Raw genomic sequence first — 20,878 nt, 5'->3', positions numbered from 1 at the left:
GATAGTCCGGGTACCAGCCCGGATGCCCCTGCTTGTCTCATTTCTTCAAAATAAGAGCGGCAGCTTGTGGCTACTGCTCTGGTTATAGCCATGACGCGGGTTGAAGCCCGCGCCACAGCCTCTACGGTGCAGCGGTTACAGCAGCTGAATCACACGCCGCTCGAAAGCAGCATGTTACGGATGTGACCGATGGCCTTAGTCGGGTTCAGGCCTTTCGGACATACGTTGACGCAGTTCATGATGCCCCGGCAGCGGAAGACGCTGAACGGGTCATCGAGCGAAGCCAGACGCTCGTTGGTCTTGGTGTCACGGCTGTCTGCCAGGAAGCGATAAGCTTGCAGCAGCGCAGCTGGACCCAGGAACTTGTCCGGGTTCCACCAGAAGGACGGGCACGAAGTCGAGCAGCAAGCGCACAGGATGCACTCGTACAGACCGTCGAGCTTTTCGCGCTCTTCTGGCGACTGCAGACGCTCGATGGCCGGAGCCGGCGTGTCGTTCTGCAGGTAAGGCTTCACCTTCTCGTATTGCTTGTAGAAGATGCTCATATCGACGACCAGGTCACGGATAACCGGCAAACCTGGCAGCGGACGAACAATCAACTTGTTACCTTTTACAACGGCGGACAGCGGCGTGATGCACGCCAGACCGTTCTTGCCGTTGATGTTCATGCCGTCGGAGCCGCAGACGCCTTCACGGCAAGAGCGACGATAGGAGAAACCCTCGTCCTGCTCTTTGATCAGGGCCAGCACGTCCAGCACCATCAGGTCTTTACCACCGGTATCGACCTGGAATTCCTGCATGAACGGCGCAGCGTCCTGATCAGGGTTGTAGCGATAAACACTGACTTTCAACATGGCGGTCACCCTTAATAAGTCCGGACTTTAGGTTCAAAAGTCGGAACAGTCTTCGGCGAGAAGTTCACGGCACGCTTGGTGACGCGCTTGTCACCCGGGAAGTACAGGGTGTGGCACAGCCAGTTTTCGTCGTCACGATCTTCGAAGTCCTCACGGGCGTGAGCACCGCGCGACTCTTTACGGACTTCGGCAGCGATGGCGGTAGCTTCAGCCACTTCCAGCAGGTTTTGCAGTTCCAGCGCTTCGATACGGGCAGTGTTGAACGCCTGCGACTTATCGTTGATCTTCACGTTGGCGATGCGGGTACGCAGGTCAGCGAGCTGAGCGATACCTTTCTGCATGTATTCGCCGGTACGGAATACGCCGAAGTAGTTCTGCATGCAGCTTTGCAGTTCGCGACGCAGGGTTGCCACATCTTCGCCATCAGTACGGCTGTTCAGCGCGTTCAGACGCGACAGGGCAGCTTCGATGTCGGCTTCGGTAGCGTCGTCGTATTCGATGCCATCAGTCAGCGCTTTTTCCAGGTGCAGGCCGGCAGCGCGGCCGAATACCACCAGGTCGAGCAGCGAGTTGCCGCCCAGACGGTTGGCACCGTGCACCGATACGCAAGCCACTTCACCTACTGCGAACAGACCAGGGATGATCTGATCCACGCCTTCGGCGTTCTGGGTGATCGCCTGGCCGTGGATGTTGGTGGCAACGCCGCCCATCATATAGTGGCAAGTCGGAACAACCGGAACCGGCGCAACAACAGGGTCAACGTGAGCGAACGTCTTCGACAGTTCGCAGATGCCTGGCAGACGGCTGTGCAGCACTTCCTCGCCCAAGTGGTCGAGTTTGAGCATTACGTGGTCGCCATTCGGACCGCAACCGTTGCCGGCGATGATTTCTTTAACCATCGAACGAGCAACCACGTCACGACCGGCAAGGTCTTTGGCGTTCGGAGCATAACGCTCCATGAAACGCTCGCCGTGCTTGTTGATCAGGTAACCACCTTCACCACGGCAACCTTCGGTAACCAGTACACCGGCGCCGGCGATGCCGGTCGGGTGGAACTGCCACATTTCAATGTCTTGTACCGGCACGCCAGCACGCAGAGCCATGCCGACGCCGTCACCGGTGTTGATCAGGGCGTTGGTGGTGGAAGCGTAGATACGACCTGCACCGCCGGTAGCCAGTACGGTGGCCTTGGCGCGGATGTAGGTGGTTTCGCCGGTTTCGATGCAGATCGCGATCACACCGACGAATTCGCCTTCCTGGTTTTTCACCAGATCGACAGCGTAGTACTCGTTCAGGAACGTAGTACCAGCTTTCAGGTTGCCCTGATAAAGGGTGTGCAGCAGTGCGTGACCGGTACGGTCGGACGCCGCGCAAGTACGTGCAGCCTGACCGCCCTTGCCGTAGTCCTTGGACTGACCACCGAACGGACGCTGGTAGATACGGCCTTGCTCGGTACGCGAGAACGGCAGACCCATGTGGTCCAGCTCGAAAACCGCGGCCGGGCCTTCCTGACACATGTACTCGATAGCGTCCTGGTCACCGATGTAGTCGGAGCCCTTGACGGTATCGTACATGTGCCAGCGCCAGTCATCGTTCGGGTCAGCGGACGCGATTGCGCACGTGATGCCGCCCTGGGCGGACACAGTGTGCGAACGGGTCGGGAAAACCTTGGTGATCACGGCAGTCTTGTGACCGCCCTGCGCCAGTTGCAGCGCAGCGCGCATGCCGGCACCGCCACCACCAATAATGATGGCGTCGAAAGAAATCGTTGGAATGTTAGCCATGAATCAGATACCCCAGAGAATCTGCACACCCCAGACGAAGTAAGCGAACATCGCGATGCCGCAAACTGCCTGGAAAAGGAAACGTACTGCAGTCGCGGACTTGCCCAGCGCCATTGGCGTCAGGTAGTCGGTCGCGATGGTCCACATGCCGACCCAGGCGTGAGCGCCAAGGGCAACGAGGGCCAGCAGACTGAAGATACGCATCCCGTTGTGAGCGAACAGGCCGTGCCACTGGTCGTAGCCAATGCCCGGATTCGCTGCAAGGTATCCGATCAGGAAGATGAAATAAGCCGCGAGAACAACCGCAGACACACGTTGCGCCATCCAGTCATAGAGGCCCGAACGCGAAAGGTTCGTAACGCTGGTTACCATATCCAAACTCCTGCCAGAACGATCAGCACCACGGAAATGGCGATGATGATTTTCGAGCCCAGGCGGCCGCCTTCCAGCGTCTCACCGATGCCCATGTCCATGATCAAGTGGCGCACACCGGCTACCAGGTGATACAGCAGAGCGGACAGGAGGCCCCATGCTACGAACTTGGCCAGCGGGCTGGTCAAGCATGCCTTCACTTCGGCAAAACCTTCCTCGGAACCCAGAGACTTGCCCAATGCATAAAGCATGAAGCCGATACCCAGGAAGAGGATGATGCCGGAAACACGGTGAAGAAACGACGTAACGCCGGTGATGGGGAGTTTGATGGTCCTTAGGTCTAGGTTTACAGGTCGTTGGCTTTTCACGGCTTTTTTTTCACACTGAAGAGCCCCTAACAATCAGGGCAAAGTTGTTGGGGAGTGCACTGGTCAGGTAACCACCACCCAGGGATGCGACCCCCAACAAAGCTGGCCCAAAAGCCCTTGGCGGTCGGTGGCCGAGTATAGACAGTTAGGTTACTAATGACAACGCAATCACCTACCCCAAATAGCTGATTGCACAAGTCGTATAAAAGGCGTAAATGGCAGTCAATTTCGAGGAAAAAGTGCGCTTAAAGCCTTCTGGAGCAAGACTTTAGGCAAATTGACATTCGAATTTATCTCACTATAGTGGTGCGGGCCCTGCGTGGGGGGTCTGTCTGATGGTTCAAGCATAAATAGGAGGCCACATGGCTGACAAAAAAGCGCAGTTGATCATCGAGGGCGCAGCCCCCGTCGAGCTGCCCATTTTAACCGGCACCGTTGGTCCCGATGTAATTGATGTTCGGGGCCTGACGGCCACGGGCCGCTTCACTTTCGACCCTGGTTTCATGTCGACCGCCTCGTGCGAATCGAAGATCACCTATATCGACGGCGACAACGGCATTCTGTTGCACCGCGGCTACCCGATCGAACAACTGGCTGAAAAATCGGACTACCTGGAAACCTGCTACCTGCTGCTCAACGGCGAACTGCCGACCGCAGAACAGAAGGCCCAGTTCGTCAGCACCGTGAAAAACCACACCATGGTTCACGAGCAGCTGAAAACCTTCTTCAACGGCTTCCGTCGCGACGCCCACCCGATGGCCGTCATGTGCGGTGTAGTCGGCGCCCTCTCGGCCTTCTACCACGACTCCCTGGACATCAATAACCCGCAGCATCGCGAAATCTCCGCGATCCGTCTGGTTGCCAAGATGCCGACCCTGGCAGCGATGGTTTACAAGTACTCCATGGGCCAACCCATGATGTACCCGCGCAACGATCTGACGTACGCGGAAAACTTCCTGCACATGATGTTCAACACCCCGTGCGAGATCAAACCGATCAGCCCGGTGCTCGCCAAGGCCATGGACCGGATCTTCATCCTCCACGCCGACCACGAGCAGAACGCTTCGACCTCTACCGTGCGCCTGGCCGGCTCTTCGGGTGCCAACCCGTTCGCCTGTATCGCCGCCGGTATCGCTGCACTGTGGGGCCCTGCCCACGGCGGTGCGAACGAAGCCGTGTTGACCATGCTTGACGAGATTGGCGATGTTTCGAACATCGACAAGTTCATCGCCAAGGCCAAGGACAAGAACGATCCGTTCAAACTGATGGGCTTCGGTCACCGCGTTTACAAGAACCGCGACCCTCGCGCGACTGTCATGAAGCAGACCTGCGACGAAGTGCTGAAGGAACTGGGCATCAACAACGATCCGCAACTCGAACTGGCCATGCGCCTGGAAGAGATCGCGCTGACCGACCCGTACTTCATCGAGCGCTCGCTGTACCCGAACGTCGACTTCTACTCGGGGATCATCCTCAAGGCGATCGGCATTCCGACCAGCATGTTCACGGTGATTTTCGCGCTGGCACGTACTGTTGGCTGGATCTCCCACTGGAAAGAGATGCTCTCCAGCCCGTACAAGATTGGCCGTCCGCGCCAGTTGTACACTGGTTACGAGTCGCGTGACATTTCCAAGCTGGAAGACCGCAAATAAGACTTGTCTTGCGATGACGTCTTAAAGTTGTACCGGGAACGGCCTCTATTTATATAGGGGCCGTTTTTGTTTGTCTGGAGTTTGGGATTTTGGGTTTTGGGATTGGGGGCATATCCGTTTCTTCGGGTGCTGCCGCTGGCGGTTTCGCTCTTACAGCGAGTCCCTTTTTCAAACGCCAAAAAGGAACCAAAAGGCTTTGCCCCGGCGTACGGCACTTCGCTGAGGCTCAGTGTTCCCTCGCTACGGTGTCCATCCGGGGGCATCGCCTACGGTTTGCTTCGCTGCACCTCCTCTCGATGAATGCGGCTTCGCCGCACGGCGCTGCGCGCCTACCCCCGTATGAACACCTACGCTCGGCCTGCCGATGGGGCAAAAGATCAAAAGCCAAAGCCAAAGCCAAAGCCAAAGCCAAAGCCAAAGCCAAAGCCAAAGCAAGATCAAAAGCCAGATCAAGAGCCCCTCACCCTAGCCCTCTCCCGGAGGGAGAGGGGACTGACCGAGTGGTTTGGTAGAGGTACGCCGACGTGCGATACCGCGTTGAACTCAGATTCTGAAAAGCTCACAAATCGGCTCCCTCTCCCTCGGGAGAGGGCTGGGCGGGCGGCGTTCCGATGAGGGGCAAATCCACCACCGAACCAAAGCCGAACACACGCTCTTCACCACTCAACAGGATGAGCGTTAGCTCGGCTGCAGCTCTTGATCTGTAAGCGACGTCGGAAGGCTGAGTGGAGGGATTGATCCGGGCGTGGGAGCGCAGCGACCGTTTGGCGAAGCCAAACACAGCGAGAGGAGGTGCAGCGAAGCAAACCGTAGGCGCTGCGCCCGGATCGATCCCGCAGCGAAGGAACCCCGAGCCCCAGCGAGCGGGCCGGACGTAGGAGCAAGCGTTTTTTGCTTACTTTTTTTGGCGTTTGAAAAAAAGTGAGTCGCCGTAAGGGCGAAACCCTAATCAGCCGTTACCGCAGCAACGGATATACACCCAATAAAAAACACACCAAAGTCCGATAACCGCCCACAAAAAATGCCCCGATCTCTCAACCGGGGCATTCAGCACAACATTACAAAACCATCAAACCATCAATGCGAAACCGCCCCACTCGCCCCCAACCCCGTCTGCGAACGCACAAACTGCGGGAAGAACAACGCCCGCTCATTGTCCGCAGCCGCCGACTTGTCAGTAATCGAGAAGAACCAGATCCCCACAAAGGCAATGATCATCGAGAACAACGCCGGATACTCGTAAGGGAAGATCGCCTTCTCATGATGCAGAATCTGCACCCAGATGGTCGGGCCAAGGATCATCAAGCCAACCGCACTCACCAGACCCAGCCAGCCGCCAATCATCGCCCCACGAGTGGTCAGCTTCTTCCAGTACATCGAAAGCAACAGCACCGGGAAGTTACAGCTGGCAGCGATCGAGAACGCCAGGCCAACCATGAACGCAATGTTCTGACTTTCGAACAAGATGCCCAAGCCAATCGCCAGCACCGCCAAGGCAATGGTGGTGATCTTCGAGACACGAATCTCGTCCTTCTCGTTCGCCTTGCCCTTCTTGATCACACTGGCATACAGGTCGTGAGAAACCGCCGAAGCACCGGCCAGAGTCAGACCGGCAACAACCGCCAGAATGGTCGCGAACGCCACCGCCGAGATAAAGCCGAGGAAGATACTGCCACCGACCGCGTTGGCCAAATGCACCGCCGCCATGTTGTTGCCGCCCAACAGCGCGCCAGCAGCATCTTTGAAGGCCGGGTTAGTGCTGACCAGCAGGATCGCGCCGAAGCCGATAATGAAGGTCAGGATGTAGAAGTAGCCAATGAAACCGGTTGCGTAGAGCACGCTCTTGCGGGCTTCTTTTGCGTCACTCACGGTGAAGAAGCGCATCAGAATGTGTGGCAGACCAGCCGTACCGAACATCAGCGCCAGACCCAGCGAGAACGCCGAAATCGGATCCTTGACCAGACCGCCTGGGCTCATGATCGCTTCGCCTTTGGCGTGAACCTTGATCGCTTCGGAGAACAGCGTGTTGAAGTCGAAGCCTACGTGCTTCATCACCATCAGCGCCATGAACGAGGCGCCGGACAGCAACAGCACAGCCTTGATGATCTGTACCCAAGTGGTCGCCAGCATGCCGCCGAACAGCACGTACATGCACATCAGCACCCCCACCAGAATCACCGCGACGTGGTAGTCCAGACCGAACAACAGCTGAATCAGCTTGCCGGCACCGACCATTTGCGCGATCAGGTAGAACGCCACCACCACCAGCGAGCCGCAGGCAGACAGGGTGCGGATCTGGGTTTGCCCGAGGCGGTAGGACGCCACGTCGGCAAAGGTGTATTTACCCAGGTTACGCAGGCGCTCGGCGATCAGGAACAGAATGATCGGCCAGCCCACCAGGAAGCCGATCGAGTAGATCAGGCCATCGTAGCCGGAGGTGAACACCAGCGCGGAAATCCCCAGGAAGGACGCCGCCGACATGTAGTCACCGGCGATCGCCAGACCATTCTGGAAACCGGTGATCTTGCCGCCCGCCGCATAGTAGTCGGCCGCCGAATTGTTTTTCTTCGAGGCCCAGTAGGTGATGTATAAGGTCGCGCCAACGAACGCGACGAACATCAGGATCGCCGGAATGTTCAGTGGCTGCTTGGCCACTTCACCGGTCAACGCGTCAGCCGCCCAGACACTCGGCGCGAACGCCGCAACACTCAATAAAGCCAGTAGACGCCGGATCATTGCTGAGCCTCCTTGAGAATCGCATTGTTCAAGTCGTCGAACTCGCCATTGGCGCGGCGCACGTAGATAGCGGTGAGGATGAATGCAGAAAGAATGAGTCCGACACCGATTGGAATTCCCCAGGTAATCGAGGATTCCGGACTGAGTTTCGCGCCCAGAATGTGTGGCCCGTAAGCGATCAACAGGATGAAGCCAGAGTAAAGCCCGAGCATGATCGCCGAGAGTATCCAGGCGAACTTTTCCCTTTTTCGCACCAGCTCCTTGAATCGGGGACTGTTTTGAATCGAGAGGTAAATGCTGTCGTTCATTGTTTTTATCCTCGCAGCACAGATTATTGTTGGAACGTAGCTAATGTATGCGGCTGCGAGCGCGGTAACAGACGACCTTAGTAGTAGAACGCCATGACGTATTTGCCATTCTTGAGCACACACAAAAAACTGTGGGAGCTGGCTTGCCAGCGATGGCGTCGTGTCAGCCAACTATTAGTCAACTGAGAGAACGCTATCGCGGGCAAGCCCGCTCCCACAGGGTTCGTGGTGAACGATGCTATTTCGGGTTATTTAGTCCAGTCAGCCACGCGATCCGGGTGTTTGGCTACCCAATCCTTGGCCGCTGCGTCAGGCTTGGCACCGTCCTGAATCGCCAGCATGACTTCGCCGATTTCGTCTTTCGACGCCCACTGGAAGTTCTTCAGGAACTTGGCCACTTCCGGTGCTTTGGTCGCGAGTTCTTTGCTGCCGATGCTGTTTACGGTTTCGGCTGCGCCGTACACGCCTTTCGGGTCGTCGAGGAAGCGCAGTTTCCACTTGGCGAACATCCAGTGCGGCACCCAACCGGTGACCGCGATGGATTCGTTTTTCTTCTCGGCACGGGTCAGCTCGGCAATCATGCCGGCGCCGGAACTGGCTTTGAGGCTGTATTTGTCGAGACCGTAGTCCTTGATCGCCTGATCGGTCTTGAGCATCACGCCTGAACCGGCGTCGATGCCGACGATGCGATTCTTGAAGGTGTCGTCGGTTTTCAGGTCTTCGATCGACTTGGCTTTCACATACTCCGGCACGATCAAGCCGATTTTCGCATCCTTGAAGTTCGGGCCGTAATCGACGACCTGATCCTTGTTTTTTGTCCAGTATTCACCGTGGGTCACGGGCAGCCAGGCCGAAAGCATGGCGTCGAGTTTGCCGGTGGCCACGCCCTGCCACATGATCCCGGTGGCGACGGCTTGCAGTTTCACGTCGTAACCGAGTTTCTGCTTGATCACTTCGGCCGCCACGTGGGTGGTCGCGACGCTGTCGGACCAGCCGTCAACGTAACCGATGTTCAGGGTCTGTTTTTCTGCGCTGGCGAAAGTGGAACTCATCGCAAGCACCAGAGCAGCACTTGCGCCTAAAAGTCGTCGCATCTTCATCGTTACTTCCCCGAAATGCTGCGCCCGACGGATGACGGGCGGCGTCAACGTATTGTTATGGTGCACGGCGCCCCCATCACGCCTGACCGCAAACTTGTTAGAACATCAGCGGAGCACTGATGGCTTGATCATCAACCTCAGGCGGCAGTCGACCTGCTCTGCCAGCGACCTCAAGACAACGAGAAACGACATCACAAGGCCATTAATGACGTCTGAATATTTGGCGCCAGACAATCCGCCCGAACTTTGCATGTCAAAATCATGCGAGCCACCAACCCCTCTATAAATGCAGGTAACATGCGTCGCTTTGCAGCCACTCGGCCTGACCATGTCCGCGAACTCCCGCTTCCCTTTTCTGCCTTATCTCTTCGCCTGCCTGCTGGGGCTGTTTGCACTCGCTGGCTTCTGGTACGGCCTCGGCCAACCGGTGATCCTGCCGGACGCCGCTACGCCGACGCATAAATTGCAATGCGCCTCCTACACCCCGTTCGATAAAGACCAGTCGCCGTTCGACGTGCCGTTCAAGCTGCGCCCCGAGCGCATGGACGCTGACCTCGCGCTGCTGGCGACACGTTTTGAGTGCATTCGCACCTATTCGATGACCGGCCTCGAGGCGCTGCCGGATCTGGCGCGCAAACACGGCTTGAAATTGATGATCGGCGCGTGGGTCAACAGCAACCCGGTAGACACCGAGAAAGAAGTCGACCTGCTGATCAAATCAGCCAACGCCAACCCGGACGTGGTCAGCGCGGTGATCGTCGGCAACGAAGCGCTGCTGCGCAAGGAAGTCACTGGCGCGCAACTTGCCCGGTTGATCAACAAGGTCAAGGGCCAGGTCAAGCAACCGGTCACCTATGCCGATGTCTGGGAGTTCTGGCTCAAGCATCCGGAAATCGCACCGGCGGTGGATTTCCTGACCATCCACTTGCTGCCGTACTGGGAGGATGATCCGTCGAACATTGACGTCGCCCTGCAACATGTCACGGATGTGCGTCAGGTGTTCGGCAATAAATTCGCGCCGAAAGACGTGATGATTGGCGAAACCGGCTGGCCGAGCGAAGGCCGCCAGCGCGAGACCGCCCTGCCGAGCCGGGTCAACGAGGCCAGGTTCATTCGTGGTTTTGTCGCAATGGCCGAGAAAGAAGGCTGGCATTACAACCTGATCGAAGCGTTTGACCAGCCATGGAAGCGCGGCAGTGAAGGCGCGGTGGGCGGTTACTGGGGACTGTTCGATGCTGATCGTCAGGACAAAGGCGTACTCGCCGGACCGGTGACGAATGTACCGTTCTGGAAAGAATGGCTGGCGGTCGGCGGGTTGATTTTCCTTGGCACGCTGATCCTTGGCGGTCGCGTTCGGACCACGCGCTCGGCGCTGGTGTTGCCGCTGCTGGGCGCCCTCGCCGCTTGCTCGATTGGCGCCTGGGGTGATCTGGCGCGGGTGACCACGCGGTTCACCAGTGAGTGGCTGTGGGTCGGTTTGCTGACGGCGCTGAATCTGTTGGTACTGGCACACGCGGCACTGACGCTGAGCGCGCGAATTGGCTGGCGTGAGCGGGTGTTCAATCTGCTGGAGCGGCGCGCCGGCTGGCTGGTCGCGGCAGCAGGCTTTGCCGCAGCGGTGATGATGCTGGAGATGGTGTTTGATCCGCGTTATCGCAGCTTTGCAAGCATGGCGTTTGTGCTGCCGGCGCTGGTTTATCTGTGCCGGCCGGTCAGCGTGCCGCGTCGTGAAATTGCCTTGCTGACCTTCATTGTCGGCGCGGGGATTGCGCCGCAGCTGTATCAGGAAGGTTTGCAGAATCAGCAGGCATGGGGTTGGGCGTTGGTGAGTGTGTTGATGGTGGCGGCTCTGTGGCGCTGCCTGCGCGTTCGAAAATACTGATCAAAAGCAAGATCAAAAGATCGCTGCCTTCGGCAACTCCTACAAGGTGTACGCCATTTCAATGTAGGAGCTGCCGAAGGCTGCGATCTTTTCCATCAGGCGCTACGGGACTCGCGGACCAACCGCAACCCGGCAATCACCAGCGCAAACACTGCCAACGTGGTGTTGTACAACGCCAGTGCCGGCATCCCAAACACCAGCGCCAGCACCGCCAGCCACCACCCTGCCCGCCCCGGCAAGACAAAACCGATCAACGCCGCACCCAGCGCCGTCCAGCCCAACACCTTGAAGTGAATCATCAAGCCAAGGTTCGACCGCACCTGACATTCCCAGCGACTGGCCTCGTCGACGCAGATGCCCACCCACTTGCCGTCTTCCATAAAGCCATAACGCGCGCCATAACTGGCGGCCAGCCACAACGGCAACAGAACGAGCAGTAAAATCACGGGCAAACGGCGGGACATGAAACACTCCAATCTTCGGAAATCGGCGGCCAGCTTAATCTGCCGCCAGCCGTGTGCAAGAACTAACAACTGTTAACTGTTCATTCAGGGCGTGCAAAGTGTATCGTCCAGCTACTATTACTCCGAATTCTGCCTGTTTGGTGCCGCAGCATGGCACTTTGGCGCAAACCCGGTGGTCATAGCCTGCGAACTTCATTCGGCACCTTCCTCTAAGGGATCTAGTCATGCTCCGTTCCTTGCGCTTCGCCGCGCTGTTCAGCGGCCTTATTTTGAGTGCGTCCGCACTGGCGGTGGATATCGACGCCGCCAGTTATGGCTACCCCCTGACCAACCCGTTCGAGGCGACCATCGCCACGACGCCGCCGGACTTGCGCCCGGAATTGCCGCTGGACGACGACATCAATCAGTCGGACCGCAGCCTGACCTTGCGCCCGGAGCGAGAGTTCATCCTGCCGGACAACTTCTGGGCGGTGAAAAAGCTCACCTACCGCATCGCCACCCAGGACAAACCGGCCCCGCTGATCTTTCTGATTGCCGGCACCGGCGCACGTTATGACAGCACGCTCAACGAATACCTGAAAAAGCTCTACTACAAGGCCGGCTACCACGTCGTGCAGTTGTCGTCGCCGACCAGTTTCGACTTCATCAGCGCCGCCTCACGCTTCGCCACCCCGGGCGTGACCAAGGAAGATGCCGAAGACATGTACCGGGTGATGCAAGCCGTGCGCGCGCAAAACCCGAAACTGCCGGTGACCGAGTACTACCTGACCGGTTACAGCCTCGGCGCCCTCGATGCTGCTTTCGTTGCGCATCTGGACGAGACGCGCCGCAGCTTCAATTTCAAGAAAGTCCTGCTGCTCAATCCGCCGGTCAACCTCTACACCTCGGTGACCAACCTCGACAAGCTCGTGCAAACCGAGGTGAAAGGCATCAACACCAGCACCACATTCTACGAGCTGGTGCTGTCCAAGCTGACCCGCTACTTCCAGCAGAAAGGCTACATCGACCTCAATGACGCGCTGCTTTACGACTTCCAGCAGTCCAAGCAGCACCTGACCAACGAACAGATGGCGATGTTGATTGGCACCTCGTTCCGGTTCTCGGCAGCCGACATTGCCTTTACCTCGGACCTGATCAACCGTCGCGGCCTGATCACCCCGCCGAAATTCCCGATCACCGAAGGCACCAGCCTCACGCCGTTCCTCAAGCGTGCGTTGCAGTGCGACTTCGACTGCTACCTGACCGAACAGGTCATTCCGATGTGGCGTGCACGCACCGACGGCGGCAGCCTGCTGCAACTGATTGATCAGGTGAGCCTGTATGCGCTCAAGGATTACCTGCACGACAGCCCGAAAATCGCCGTGATGCACAACGCCGATGACGTGATCCTCGGTCCGGGCGACCTCGGTTTCCTGCGCAAGACCTTCGGTGATCGACTGACCGTTTATCCACTGGGCGGCCATTGCGGCAATCTTAACTACCGCGTCAACAGCGACGCCATGCTGGAGTTCTTCCGTGGCTAAATATCTCCTGCTGATGGCAGCGCTCCTCTGCGCAGGCGTGGCCCAGGCCGACAACAGTAAAGCCAACGCACCGGTCGTCGTCGACAGCGACGGCTTCAAGGAACCGCTGTCCAAACTCAAGTTCAACCCGGGGCTGGATCAGCGTGAATTCGAGCGTTCGACGCTCAACGCGCTGAACGTCTACGACCCGTTGGAGTCGTGGAACCGCCGGGTTTACCACTTCAACTATCGCTTCGACCAATGGGTGTTCCTGCCGGTGGTCGATGGCTATCGCTACATCACGCCGAGCTTCGTGCGCACAGGCGTAAGCAACTTCTTCAACAACCTCGGTGACGTGCCGAATCTGGTCAACAGCCTGTTGCAGTTCAAAGGCCAGCGTTCGATGGAAACCACCGCGCGCCTGCTGCTCAACACCACCATCGGCATCGCCGGTCTGTGGGACCCGGCTACTGCCATGGGCCTGCCGCGCCAGAGCGAAGACTTCGGTCAGACCCTGGGCTTCTACGGTGTACCGGGCGGCGCCTACTTCGTGCTGCCGATCTTCGGACCGTCGAACATCCGTGACACTGCCGGTCTTGCCGTGGATTACACCGCCGAATCGGCGATCAACTTCCTCAACGTCTCGGAAGTCAGCTCCAACCATCCGGAAGTCTGGGCGTTGCGTGCAGTCGACAAGCGTTATCAGACCAGCTTCCGTTACGGCCAGATGAACTCGCCGTTCGAGTACGAGAAGGTGCGTTACGTGTACACCGAAGCGCGCAAGTTGCAGATCGCCGAATAGTTTTTGGCAGGTACAAAAAAGGGCCATTCGATGCGAGTCGAATGGCCCTTTTTCAATGGCACAACACTCCTACAAAGGTTATGTGTTGTTGATTAGTTTTTCAGGGCTTTCCAGATCTTGCCGACAACGGCAACCACCGCCAGCACCACCGCGCCAGCGATGATCCCCGCCACACCATTGAGCAACATCGGCACCGCAAACCCGGCACTACCGGCCGCGGCGCCAACGCCTTCAATCCAGTCATGCACGACCGGCACGCCATGGGTGAGGATGCCGCCGCCGACCAGGAACATCGCCGCCGTACCGACCACCGACAAGGTTTTCATCATGTACGGCGCCGCGCTCAGAATGCCGCTGCCGACTTTCTTAGCGACCTGCCCAGGCTTTTGCGTCAGCCACAGGCCGAGATCGTCGAGTTTGACGATGCCCGCCACCAGGCCATAAACGCCCACCGTCATCACAATCGCAATGCCGGACATCACGATCACTTGCTGAGTCAGCGAGGCCGTTGCCACGGTGCCCAGAGTGATGGCGATAATCTCTGCCGAAAGGATAAAGTCAGTGCGAATCGCGCCTTTGATCTTGTCCTTTTCGTACGCCACCAGATCGGTCGCCGGATCAGCTACCGCCTCAGTCAGTTGCGCATGTTCGGCCTCGTCTTCAGCCTTGCTGTGCAGAAACTTGTGCGCAAGCTTCTCGAAACCTTCGAAACACAGATACGCACCACCCACCATCAACAACGGTGTTACCAGCCACGGTACGAACGCACTGATCGCCAGCGCCGACGGCACGAGGATCAATTTGTTGACGAAAGAACCTTTGGCCACGGCCCAGACCACCGGGATTTCCCGCTCGGCACGCACGCCGGAGACCTGCTGGGCGTTGAGCGCCAGATCATCGCCGAGCACCCCGGCGGTCTTCTTGGCAGCCATTTTGGTCATCAACGCCACGTCGTCCAGCACGGTGGCAATATCGTCGATCAGCACCAGCAAACTGCTTCCTGCCATGAATCCTGTTTCCTTTTATGTATGAATGTTGCGAAGCATAACGCGACCGCAGGCCACATGGGGCATTGTTGAGCGCTGCGCGAGGCCGGTGCTACCATGCGCAACCGCCAGAACAGGCAAGGAACCACCGGGTTTATGAGCACAATCCGCGAGCGCAACAAAGAACTGATCCTGCGTGCCGCCAGTGAGGAGTTTGCCGACAAGGGCTTCGCTGCGACCAAAACCAGCGACATCGCCGCCAAGGCGGGATTGCCCAAGCCCAACGTCTACTACTACTTCAAGTCCAAGGAAAACCTTTACCGCGAGGTATTGGAAAGCATCATCGTGCCGATTTTGCAGGCCTCGACCCCGTTCAATCCGGACGGCGTACCGAGCGAAGTGCTGAGTGGCTACATCCGCTCGAAGATCCGCATCTCCCGCGACCTGCCCTTCGCCTCGAAAGTATTTGCCAGCGAAATCATGCACGGTGCGCCACATTTGAGCGCCGATCTGGTCGAGCAACTCAACGGCCAGGCCAAGCACAACATCGACTGCATCCAGAGCTGGATCGACCGCGGCCAGATCGCCCCGATCGACCCTAATCACCTGATGTTCAGCATCTGGGCCGCGACCCAGACCTACGCCGACTTCGACTGGCAGATTTCTGCGGTGACCGGCAAGGACAAGCTGGACGAGGCGGATTATGAAGCGGCGGCACAGACGATTATCCGGTTGGTGTTGAAGGGGTGTGAGCCGGACTGAAACACCGTGGAGACGCCATCGCGAGCAGGCTCGCTCCTACATTTGGAATGCGTTCCCCTGTAGGAGTGAGCCTGCTCGCGATCGAGGCAACGCGGTTTCAGCTCAAACCCAAATAGCATCCCACAGCGGATAGTCGCCAAGCTTCTCCACCAGCCCGGCCCGCAACGGGTTGGCCACGACATAACGCGCCATCTTCACCAGGTCTTCTTCCCGTCTCAGCGCGCGGTCATGAAACCCTCTCTGCCAGAGAACGCTGTTTCCACCGGAAGCTTGCCTGACAGCCTTGGTACTCAGCGATTTGGTTTTTTGCATCACCTCACTCAATGAACCTCGTCGCAATTCAATCAGCCAATGGAAATGATCTGGCATCACTACCCAGGCTAATGAGTTCACCAGCCCCGAATCTTGCGCGTGTCGAAATTGATCAGCGACCAGTTTTCCCAAGGCAAAATCCGTGAAAATCGGCTTTCGTTGATAAGTGGTGCTGGTTAACAGATAGATTCGACTGACTTCGGTATAGCGCCCGACTCGCAATTTATGTGCTGCAGGTAGATCCGGCATTCCTTTGCCCTCTGTGATCAGGTCATGAAAAGGCTAGTACCGGGAAAGACAAATGGAGCGGTCAACTGTTGGCTGGATGTGTCTGGTAGATAGCGATCGCGAGCAGGCTCACTCCTACAGGGGATCTGGGGTGTTCATACATTTTGTGTCTGAACAAAAATTCCTGTAGGAGTGAGCCTGCTCGCGATAGCGGTTATTCAATCAACGCAGATTCAAGCAGCCACCCCCGCATCCGCCCGCAACTCCAACGCCTCCACAGCTTTAATCGCCACCTGCTCATCAATGTCCGACAAATCCCCGCTAATCCCGATCGCACCCAGCACATTCCCCGCCTGATCCCGAATCAACACACCACCCGGTGCCGGCACGACGCTGCCCTGGCCCATGCTGTTCAGCGCGGCAATAAACGCCGGGCGTTGTTGTGCATCCAGTGCCAGCAGGCGCGAGCCTTTACCCAAGGCAATCGCGCCCCAGGCTTTGCCGATGGCGATGTTCGGGCGCAGCAGGCTGGCGCCGTCTTCGCGTTGCAAGGTGATCAGGTGGCCGCCGGTATCGAGTACCGCGATGGTCAGCGGCGCGGCGTTGATGCCGCGCCCTGCATTGATGGCCTGATTGACCAGGTTGACTGCGACTTTCAAGGTTAAAGCGCTCATGGTGCCGTCCTCATTTTGTTATAGGGAAAGTCGTGGGCCTGCGGTTTTGTGCCGCAGGCCGATGCAACAAATAGAACACAATGAGTTATTTTTTTGTATACAATAATTCTCGAAAAGCGCCACATGCGACGAAAAGCCACACTCAGACAGGCTTCCGACGAATGAAACAGGCGCTTGAGAAAATGGATTGACCTGCGCCGTCCGCCGTGAATACACTCTGCGCAAAGCCACTTGTATACAATTACAAAACGTAAAGAGGCACAAAACCATGAGCAAAATGAGAGCAATCGAAGCCGCCGTTCTGGTGATGCGCCGTGAAGGGGTTGATACCGCTTTTGGCATCCCGGGCGCTGCCATCAACCCGCTGTACTCCGCCTTGCAGAAAGTCGGTGGCATCGATCACGTCCTTGCTCGCCACGTTGAAGGCGCCTCGCACATGGCCGAGGGCTACACCCGCACCAAGGCCGGCAACATCGGCGTGTGCATCGGTACTTCCGGTCCTGCCGGTACCGACATGGTCACCGGGCTCTACAGCGCCTCGGCCGACTCGATTCCAATCCTCTGCATTACCGGCCAGGCACCCCGCGCCCGTATGCACAAGGAAGACTTCCAGGCTGTCGACATCACCAGCATCGTCAAGCCAGTGACCAAGTGGGCGACCACTGTTCTGGAACCGGGCCAAGTGCCTTACGCGTTCCAGAAAGCCTTCTTCGAAATGCGCTCCGGCCGTCCAGGCCCGGTGCTGATCGACCTGCCGTTCGACGTGCAGATGGCCGAAATCGAATTCGACATCGACGCCTACCAGCCACTGCCATTGGCCAAACCGACCGCGACCCGCGTTCAGGTTGAAAAAGCTCTGGCGCTGCTTGATCAGGCTGAGCGTCCATTGCTGGTTGCCGGCGGCGGCATCATCAACGCCGACGCCAGCGATCTGCTGGTTGAATTCGCTGAACTGACCGGCATTCCGGTGATCCCGACCCTGATGGGCTGGGGCACCATCCCGGACGATCACCCGTTGATGGTCGGCATGGTCGGTCTGCAGACGTCGCATCGTTACGGCAACGCCACCATGCTGAAATCCGACGTGGTGTTGGGGATCGGTAACCGTTGGGCTAACCGTCACACCGGTTCGGTTGACGTTTACACCGAAGGTCGCAAGTTCATTCACGTCGACATCGAAGGCACGCAGATCGGTCGTGTGTTCACCCCGGATCTGGGCATCGTTTCCGACGCCGCTGCTGCGCTGACCGTGTTCATCGAAGTGGCCCGTGAATGGCAAGCCGCCGGCAAGCTGAAAAACCGCAGTGCCTGGCTGCAAGACTGCCAGCAGCGCAAAGCCAGCCTGCATCGCAAGACCCACTTCGACAACGTGCCGGTAAAACCGCAACGCGTTTACGAAGAAATGAACCAGGTGTTCGGCAAGGACACCTGCTACGTCAGCACCATTGGTCTGTCGCAGATTGCCGGCGCGCAGTTCCTGCACGTCTACAAGCCGCGTCACTGGATCAACTGCGGTCAGGCCGGCCCGTTGGGCTGGACCATTCCGGCTGCGCTGGGCGTGGTCAAGGCCGATCCGAGCCGGAAAGTCGTGGCCCTGTCGGGGGACTATGACTTCCAGTTCATGATCGAAGAACTGGCGGTCGGCGCTCAGTTCAAACTGCCATACATCCACGTCGTGGTGAACAACTCGTACCTGGGTCTGATCCGTCAGGCCCAGCGCGGGTTCGAAATGGACTACTGCGTGCAGCTGTCCTTCGATAACCTGAACGCGCCGGAACTCAACGGTTACGGTGTTGACCACGTCGCAGTGGCTGAAGGCCTCGGCTGTAAGGCACTGCGTGTGTTCGAACCATCGGAAATCGCCCCTGCCCTGCGCAAGGCCGAACAGATGATCGAAGAGTTCAAGGTGCCGGTGATCGTCGAGATCATTCTGGAGCGTGTGACCAACATCTCCATGGGCACCGAGATCAACGCCGTCAACGAATTCGAAGACCTGGCGCTGGTCGGCAACGATGCGCCAACGGCGATTTCGCTGCTTGATTGAACGTAGCTAGCCCCCTCTCCCTCCGGGCGGTCCGACGTTTCGGGAGGGCTGGGGTGAGGGAAAGGTTTTGCGGTGCTCGCAAAATTCGGATCAGACTCAGGGTCCCCCTCACCCTAACCCTCTCCCCCAGGAGAGGGGACTGATCGCGAACAATCTGACCCACCGTGCCACATCCGTTTTTAGGAGACCACCATGCCGCGTTTCGCAGCCAACCTGTCCATGCTGTTCACCGAACAGGATTTCCTTGCCCGTTTCGACGCCGCCGCCAAGGCTGGTTTCAGCGGTGTCGAGTACCTGTTCCCGTACGACTTCAGCTCTGCCGAAATCAAGGCCAGGCTCGACGCCAACGGTCTGACTCAAGTGCTGTTCAACCTGCCGGCCGGTGACTGGGCCAAGGGCGAGCGCGGTATCGCGTGCCTGCCGGATCGGGTCGAAGAGTTCCGCGCCGGTGTCGATCTGGCGATTGCCTATGCGCAAGTGCTGGGCAACACCCAGATCAACTGCCTGGCCGGTATTCGTCCACAAGGCGTTGACGATGCCACGGTAGAAAAAACCTTCATCGCCAACCTGAAATACGCCGCCGACAAGCTGCAGGCAGCGGGCATCAAACTGGTGATGGAAGCGATCAACACCCGCGACATCCCGGGTTTCTACCTGAACAACACGGCGCAAGCCCTGTCGATTCGCGAGCAGGTCGGCAGCGCCAACCTGTTCCTGCAATACGACATCTATCACATGCAAATCATGGAAGGCGATCTGGCCCGCACCCTGCAATCGCATCTGGGCGAGATCAACCATGTGCAGCTCGCGGACAACCCGGGCCGCAACGAACCCGGCACTGGTGAAATCAACTACCGCTTCCTGTTCGAACACCTTGATCGCATCGGTTATCAGGGTTGGGTGGGTTGCGAATACAAGCCGCTGACCACCACCGAAGCAGGCCTCGGCTGGCTGAAAACCCACAACGCAATCTGAACGAACACATGACCCTGTAGGAGCTGCCGAAGGCTGCGATCTTTTGATCTTGTTTTTACAGATCAAGATCAAAAGATCGTCCGAACGCGGCCCGAGCCTTCGGCAGCTCCTACGGCTGTTTATAAAAACAAGAGGATTTTCTCATGGCTAAAATCGGATTTATCGGCACCGGCATCATGGGCCACCCAATGGCTTCGAACCTGCAGAAAGCCGGTCACAGCCTGTTCCTGTCGGCGCACCACGACGCCGCCCCGGCCGACCTGGTAGCCGCTGGCGCCGTCGCCCTGGCCAACCCACGCGAAGTCGCGCAAGAAGCTGAATTCATCATCGTCATGGTCCCGGATACCCCACAGGTCGACGACGTACTGTTCCGCGCCGACGGCGTTGCCGCCGGCCTGAGCAAAGGCAAAATCGTCATCGACATGAGCTCGATCTCGCCGACCGCCACCAAAGCTTTCGCGGCGAAGATCAACGAGAAAGGTGCGCAGTACCTCGACGCACCGGTGTCCGGCGGTGAAGTCGGCGCCAAAGCTGCGACCCTGAGCATCATGATCGGTGGCGATGCCGATGCTTTCGAACGCGCTCTGCCGCTGTTCCAGGCCATGGGCAAAAACATCACCCTGGTCGGTGGCAATGGCGACGGTCAAACCGCCAAAGTAGCCAACCAGATCATCGTAGCGCTGAACATTCAGGCTGTCGCTGAAGCCCTGCTGTTCGCTTCGAAAAACGGTGCTGATCCAGCCAAGGTGCGTGAAGCACTGATGGGCGGTTTCGCCTCTTCGAAGATCCTCGAAGTGCACGGCGAGCGCATGATCAAAGGCACTTTCGATCCAGGCTTCCGCATCAGCCTGCACCAGAAGGACCTGAACCTGGCCCTGCAAGGCGCCAAGGAACTGAACATCAACCTGCCGAACACCGCCAACGCCCAGCAAGTGTTCAGCACCTGCGCGGCCATCGGAGGCAGCAACTGGGACCACTCGGCGCTGATCAAGGGTCTGGAGCACATGGCCAACTTCTCGATTCGCGATAACAAATAAGCCCTGCCCCGTCGCTCGTTCCCACGCTCTGCGTGG

General features: G+C 58.1%; 19 protein-coding genes. 8 read left to right on the top strand and 11 right to left on the bottom strand.

What is annotated here, in order from left to right; all coding sequences use genetic code 11:
* Positions 1 to 149 precede the first annotated feature (149 nt).
* From ACM6JQ_RS05415 to sdhC, 4 genes are read right to left on the bottom strand one after another with little or no spacing between them, the layout of a single operon-like run.
* Complete coding sequence (locus ACM6JQ_RS05415; protein WP_007919888.1) at positions 150 to 854, bottom strand: succinate dehydrogenase iron-sulfur subunit; 705 nt, start codon at positions 852 to 854, stop codon at positions 150 to 152.
* A gap of 11 nt (positions 855 to 865) precedes the next feature.
* Positions 866 to 2,638 carry a succinate dehydrogenase flavoprotein subunit gene (gene sdhA, locus ACM6JQ_RS05410; protein WP_007919889.1) on the bottom strand — a complete coding sequence of 591 codons (1,773 nt, stop codon included), beginning with the start codon at positions 2,636 to 2,638 and terminating at the stop codon, positions 866 to 868.
* A 3-nt stretch (positions 2,639 to 2,641) separates the two neighbouring features.
* On the bottom strand, positions 2,642 to 3,010 hold the full coding sequence (gene sdhD, locus ACM6JQ_RS05405) for a succinate dehydrogenase, hydrophobic membrane anchor protein (RefSeq protein ID WP_007919900.1): 369 nt from the start codon (positions 3,008 to 3,010) through the stop codon (positions 2,642 to 2,644).
* The gene (sdhC, locus tag ACM6JQ_RS05400; RefSeq protein WP_038363944.1) at positions 3,004 to 3,378 is read right to left on the bottom strand and encodes a succinate dehydrogenase, cytochrome b556 subunit; all 375 of its coding nucleotides are present in this window, start codon (positions 3,376 to 3,378) and stop codon (positions 3,004 to 3,006) included. The genes sdhD and sdhC overlap by 7 nt, the downstream gene beginning before the upstream one ends.
* Positions 3,379 to 3,740: 362 nt before the next feature.
* Here sdhC and gltA point away from each other — a divergent pair, with 362 nt between their 5' ends.
* Positions 3,741 to 5,030, top strand: coding sequence for a citrate synthase (gltA, locus tag ACM6JQ_RS05395; protein ID WP_007919904.1), 1,290 nt, complete (start codon positions 3,741 to 3,743; stop codon positions 5,028 to 5,030).
* Between the two features lie 1,077 nt (positions 5,031 to 6,107).
* On the opposite strand, the gene ACM6JQ_RS05390 is transcribed toward gltA, so the two are convergent.
* The 3 genes from ACM6JQ_RS05390 to ACM6JQ_RS05380 all read right to left on the bottom strand — a co-directional run bounded on the left by ACM6JQ_RS05390 (position 6,108) and on the right by ACM6JQ_RS05380 (position 9,174).
* The gene (locus ACM6JQ_RS05390; RefSeq protein WP_007919906.1) at positions 6,108 to 7,766 is read right to left on the bottom strand and encodes a cation acetate symporter; all 1,659 of its coding nucleotides are present in this window, start codon (positions 7,764 to 7,766) and stop codon (positions 6,108 to 6,110) included.
* Positions 7,763 to 8,074: a DUF485 domain-containing protein gene (locus tag ACM6JQ_RS05385; protein ID WP_007919908.1), complete on the bottom strand. Its 312-nt coding sequence runs from the start codon at positions 8,072 to 8,074 to the stop codon at positions 7,763 to 7,765. The genes ACM6JQ_RS05390 and ACM6JQ_RS05385 overlap by 4 nt, the downstream gene beginning before the upstream one ends.
* A gap of 248 nt (positions 8,075 to 8,322) precedes the next feature.
* Positions 8,323 to 9,174, bottom strand: coding sequence for a glycine betaine ABC transporter substrate-binding protein (locus ACM6JQ_RS05380; protein WP_007919916.1), 852 nt, complete (start codon positions 9,172 to 9,174; stop codon positions 8,323 to 8,325).
* 286 nt (positions 9,175 to 9,460) lie between these two features.
* Between ACM6JQ_RS05380 and ACM6JQ_RS05375 the strand changes: the two genes are divergently transcribed.
* The gene (locus ACM6JQ_RS05375) at positions 9,461 to 11,056 is read left to right on the top strand and encodes a beta (1-6) glucans synthase (RefSeq protein ID WP_414893356.1); all 1,596 of its coding nucleotides are present in this window, start codon (positions 9,461 to 9,463) and stop codon (positions 11,054 to 11,056) included.
* 95 nt (positions 11,057 to 11,151) lie between these two features.
* Here the strand turns inward: ACM6JQ_RS05375 and ACM6JQ_RS05370 are convergent, their stop codons facing one another.
* Positions 11,152 to 11,520: a hypothetical protein gene (locus ACM6JQ_RS05370; RefSeq protein WP_007919927.1), complete on the bottom strand. Its 369-nt coding sequence runs from the start codon at positions 11,518 to 11,520 to the stop codon at positions 11,152 to 11,154.
* A gap of 224 nt (positions 11,521 to 11,744) precedes the next feature.
* Between ACM6JQ_RS05370 and ACM6JQ_RS05365 the strand changes: the two genes are divergently transcribed.
* On the top strand, positions 11,745 to 13,043 hold the full coding sequence (locus tag ACM6JQ_RS05365; RefSeq protein ID WP_007919928.1) for a serine protein kinase PrkA: 1,299 nt from the start codon (positions 11,745 to 11,747) through the stop codon (positions 13,041 to 13,043).
* The gene (locus ACM6JQ_RS05360) at positions 13,036 to 13,824 is read left to right on the top strand and encodes a VacJ family lipoprotein (RefSeq protein ID WP_007919929.1); all 789 of its coding nucleotides are present in this window, start codon (positions 13,036 to 13,038) and stop codon (positions 13,822 to 13,824) included. The genes ACM6JQ_RS05365 and ACM6JQ_RS05360 overlap by 8 nt, the downstream gene beginning before the upstream one ends.
* Before the next feature lie 92 nt (positions 13,825 to 13,916).
* Here ACM6JQ_RS05360 and ACM6JQ_RS05355 read toward each other — a convergent pair whose 3' ends face one another.
* Positions 13,917 to 14,831, bottom strand: a complete 915-nt coding sequence (locus tag ACM6JQ_RS05355) for a DUF808 domain-containing protein (protein WP_095114127.1) — start codon at positions 14,829 to 14,831, stop codon at positions 13,917 to 13,919.
* Between the two features lie 135 nt (positions 14,832 to 14,966).
* On the opposite strand from ACM6JQ_RS05355, the gene ACM6JQ_RS05350 reads away from it, so the two are divergent.
* Positions 14,967 to 15,572: a TetR/AcrR family transcriptional regulator gene (locus ACM6JQ_RS05350; protein ID WP_007919931.1), complete on the top strand. Its 606-nt coding sequence runs from the start codon at positions 14,967 to 14,969 to the stop codon at positions 15,570 to 15,572.
* A gap of 102 nt (positions 15,573 to 15,674) precedes the next feature.
* Here ACM6JQ_RS05350 and ACM6JQ_RS05345 read toward each other — a convergent pair whose 3' ends face one another.
* The gene (locus tag ACM6JQ_RS05345; protein WP_095114128.1) at positions 15,675 to 16,133 is read right to left on the bottom strand and encodes an REP-associated tyrosine transposase; all 459 of its coding nucleotides are present in this window, start codon (positions 16,131 to 16,133) and stop codon (positions 15,675 to 15,677) included.
* A 212-nt stretch (positions 16,134 to 16,345) separates the two neighbouring features.
* Entirely contained in the window at positions 16,346 to 16,786 is a 441-nt protein-coding gene (locus tag ACM6JQ_RS05340) for a GlcG/HbpS family heme-binding protein (RefSeq protein ID WP_007919933.1), read from the bottom strand.
* A 268-nt stretch (positions 16,787 to 17,054) separates the two neighbouring features.
* Between ACM6JQ_RS05340 and gcl the strand changes: the two genes are divergently transcribed.
* The 3 genes from gcl to ACM6JQ_RS05325 all read left to right on the top strand — a co-directional run bounded on the left by gcl (position 17,055) and on the right by ACM6JQ_RS05325 (position 20,842).
* Positions 17,055 to 18,830: a glyoxylate carboligase gene (gcl, locus tag ACM6JQ_RS05335; protein WP_007919935.1), complete on the top strand. Its 1,776-nt coding sequence runs from the start codon at positions 17,055 to 17,057 to the stop codon at positions 18,828 to 18,830.
* 192 nt (positions 18,831 to 19,022) lie between these two features.
* Positions 19,023 to 19,805, top strand: a complete 783-nt coding sequence (hyi, locus tag ACM6JQ_RS05330; RefSeq protein WP_414893355.1) for a hydroxypyruvate isomerase — start codon at positions 19,023 to 19,025, stop codon at positions 19,803 to 19,805.
* A 143-nt stretch (positions 19,806 to 19,948) separates the two neighbouring features.
* Complete coding sequence (locus ACM6JQ_RS05325) at positions 19,949 to 20,842, top strand: 2-hydroxy-3-oxopropionate reductase (RefSeq protein WP_007919937.1); 894 nt, start codon at positions 19,949 to 19,951, stop codon at positions 20,840 to 20,842.
* Positions 20,843 to 20,878: the final 36 nt, after the last annotated feature.

The organism is Pseudomonas sp. IT-232MI5, assembly GCF_949767845.1.
Lineage (GTDB): Bacteria > Pseudomonadota > Gammaproteobacteria > Pseudomonadales > Pseudomonadaceae > Aquipseudomonas.
Note: the sequence above shows the minus strand (reverse complement) of the source record. Positions and strands in the feature narration are given on the sequence as shown.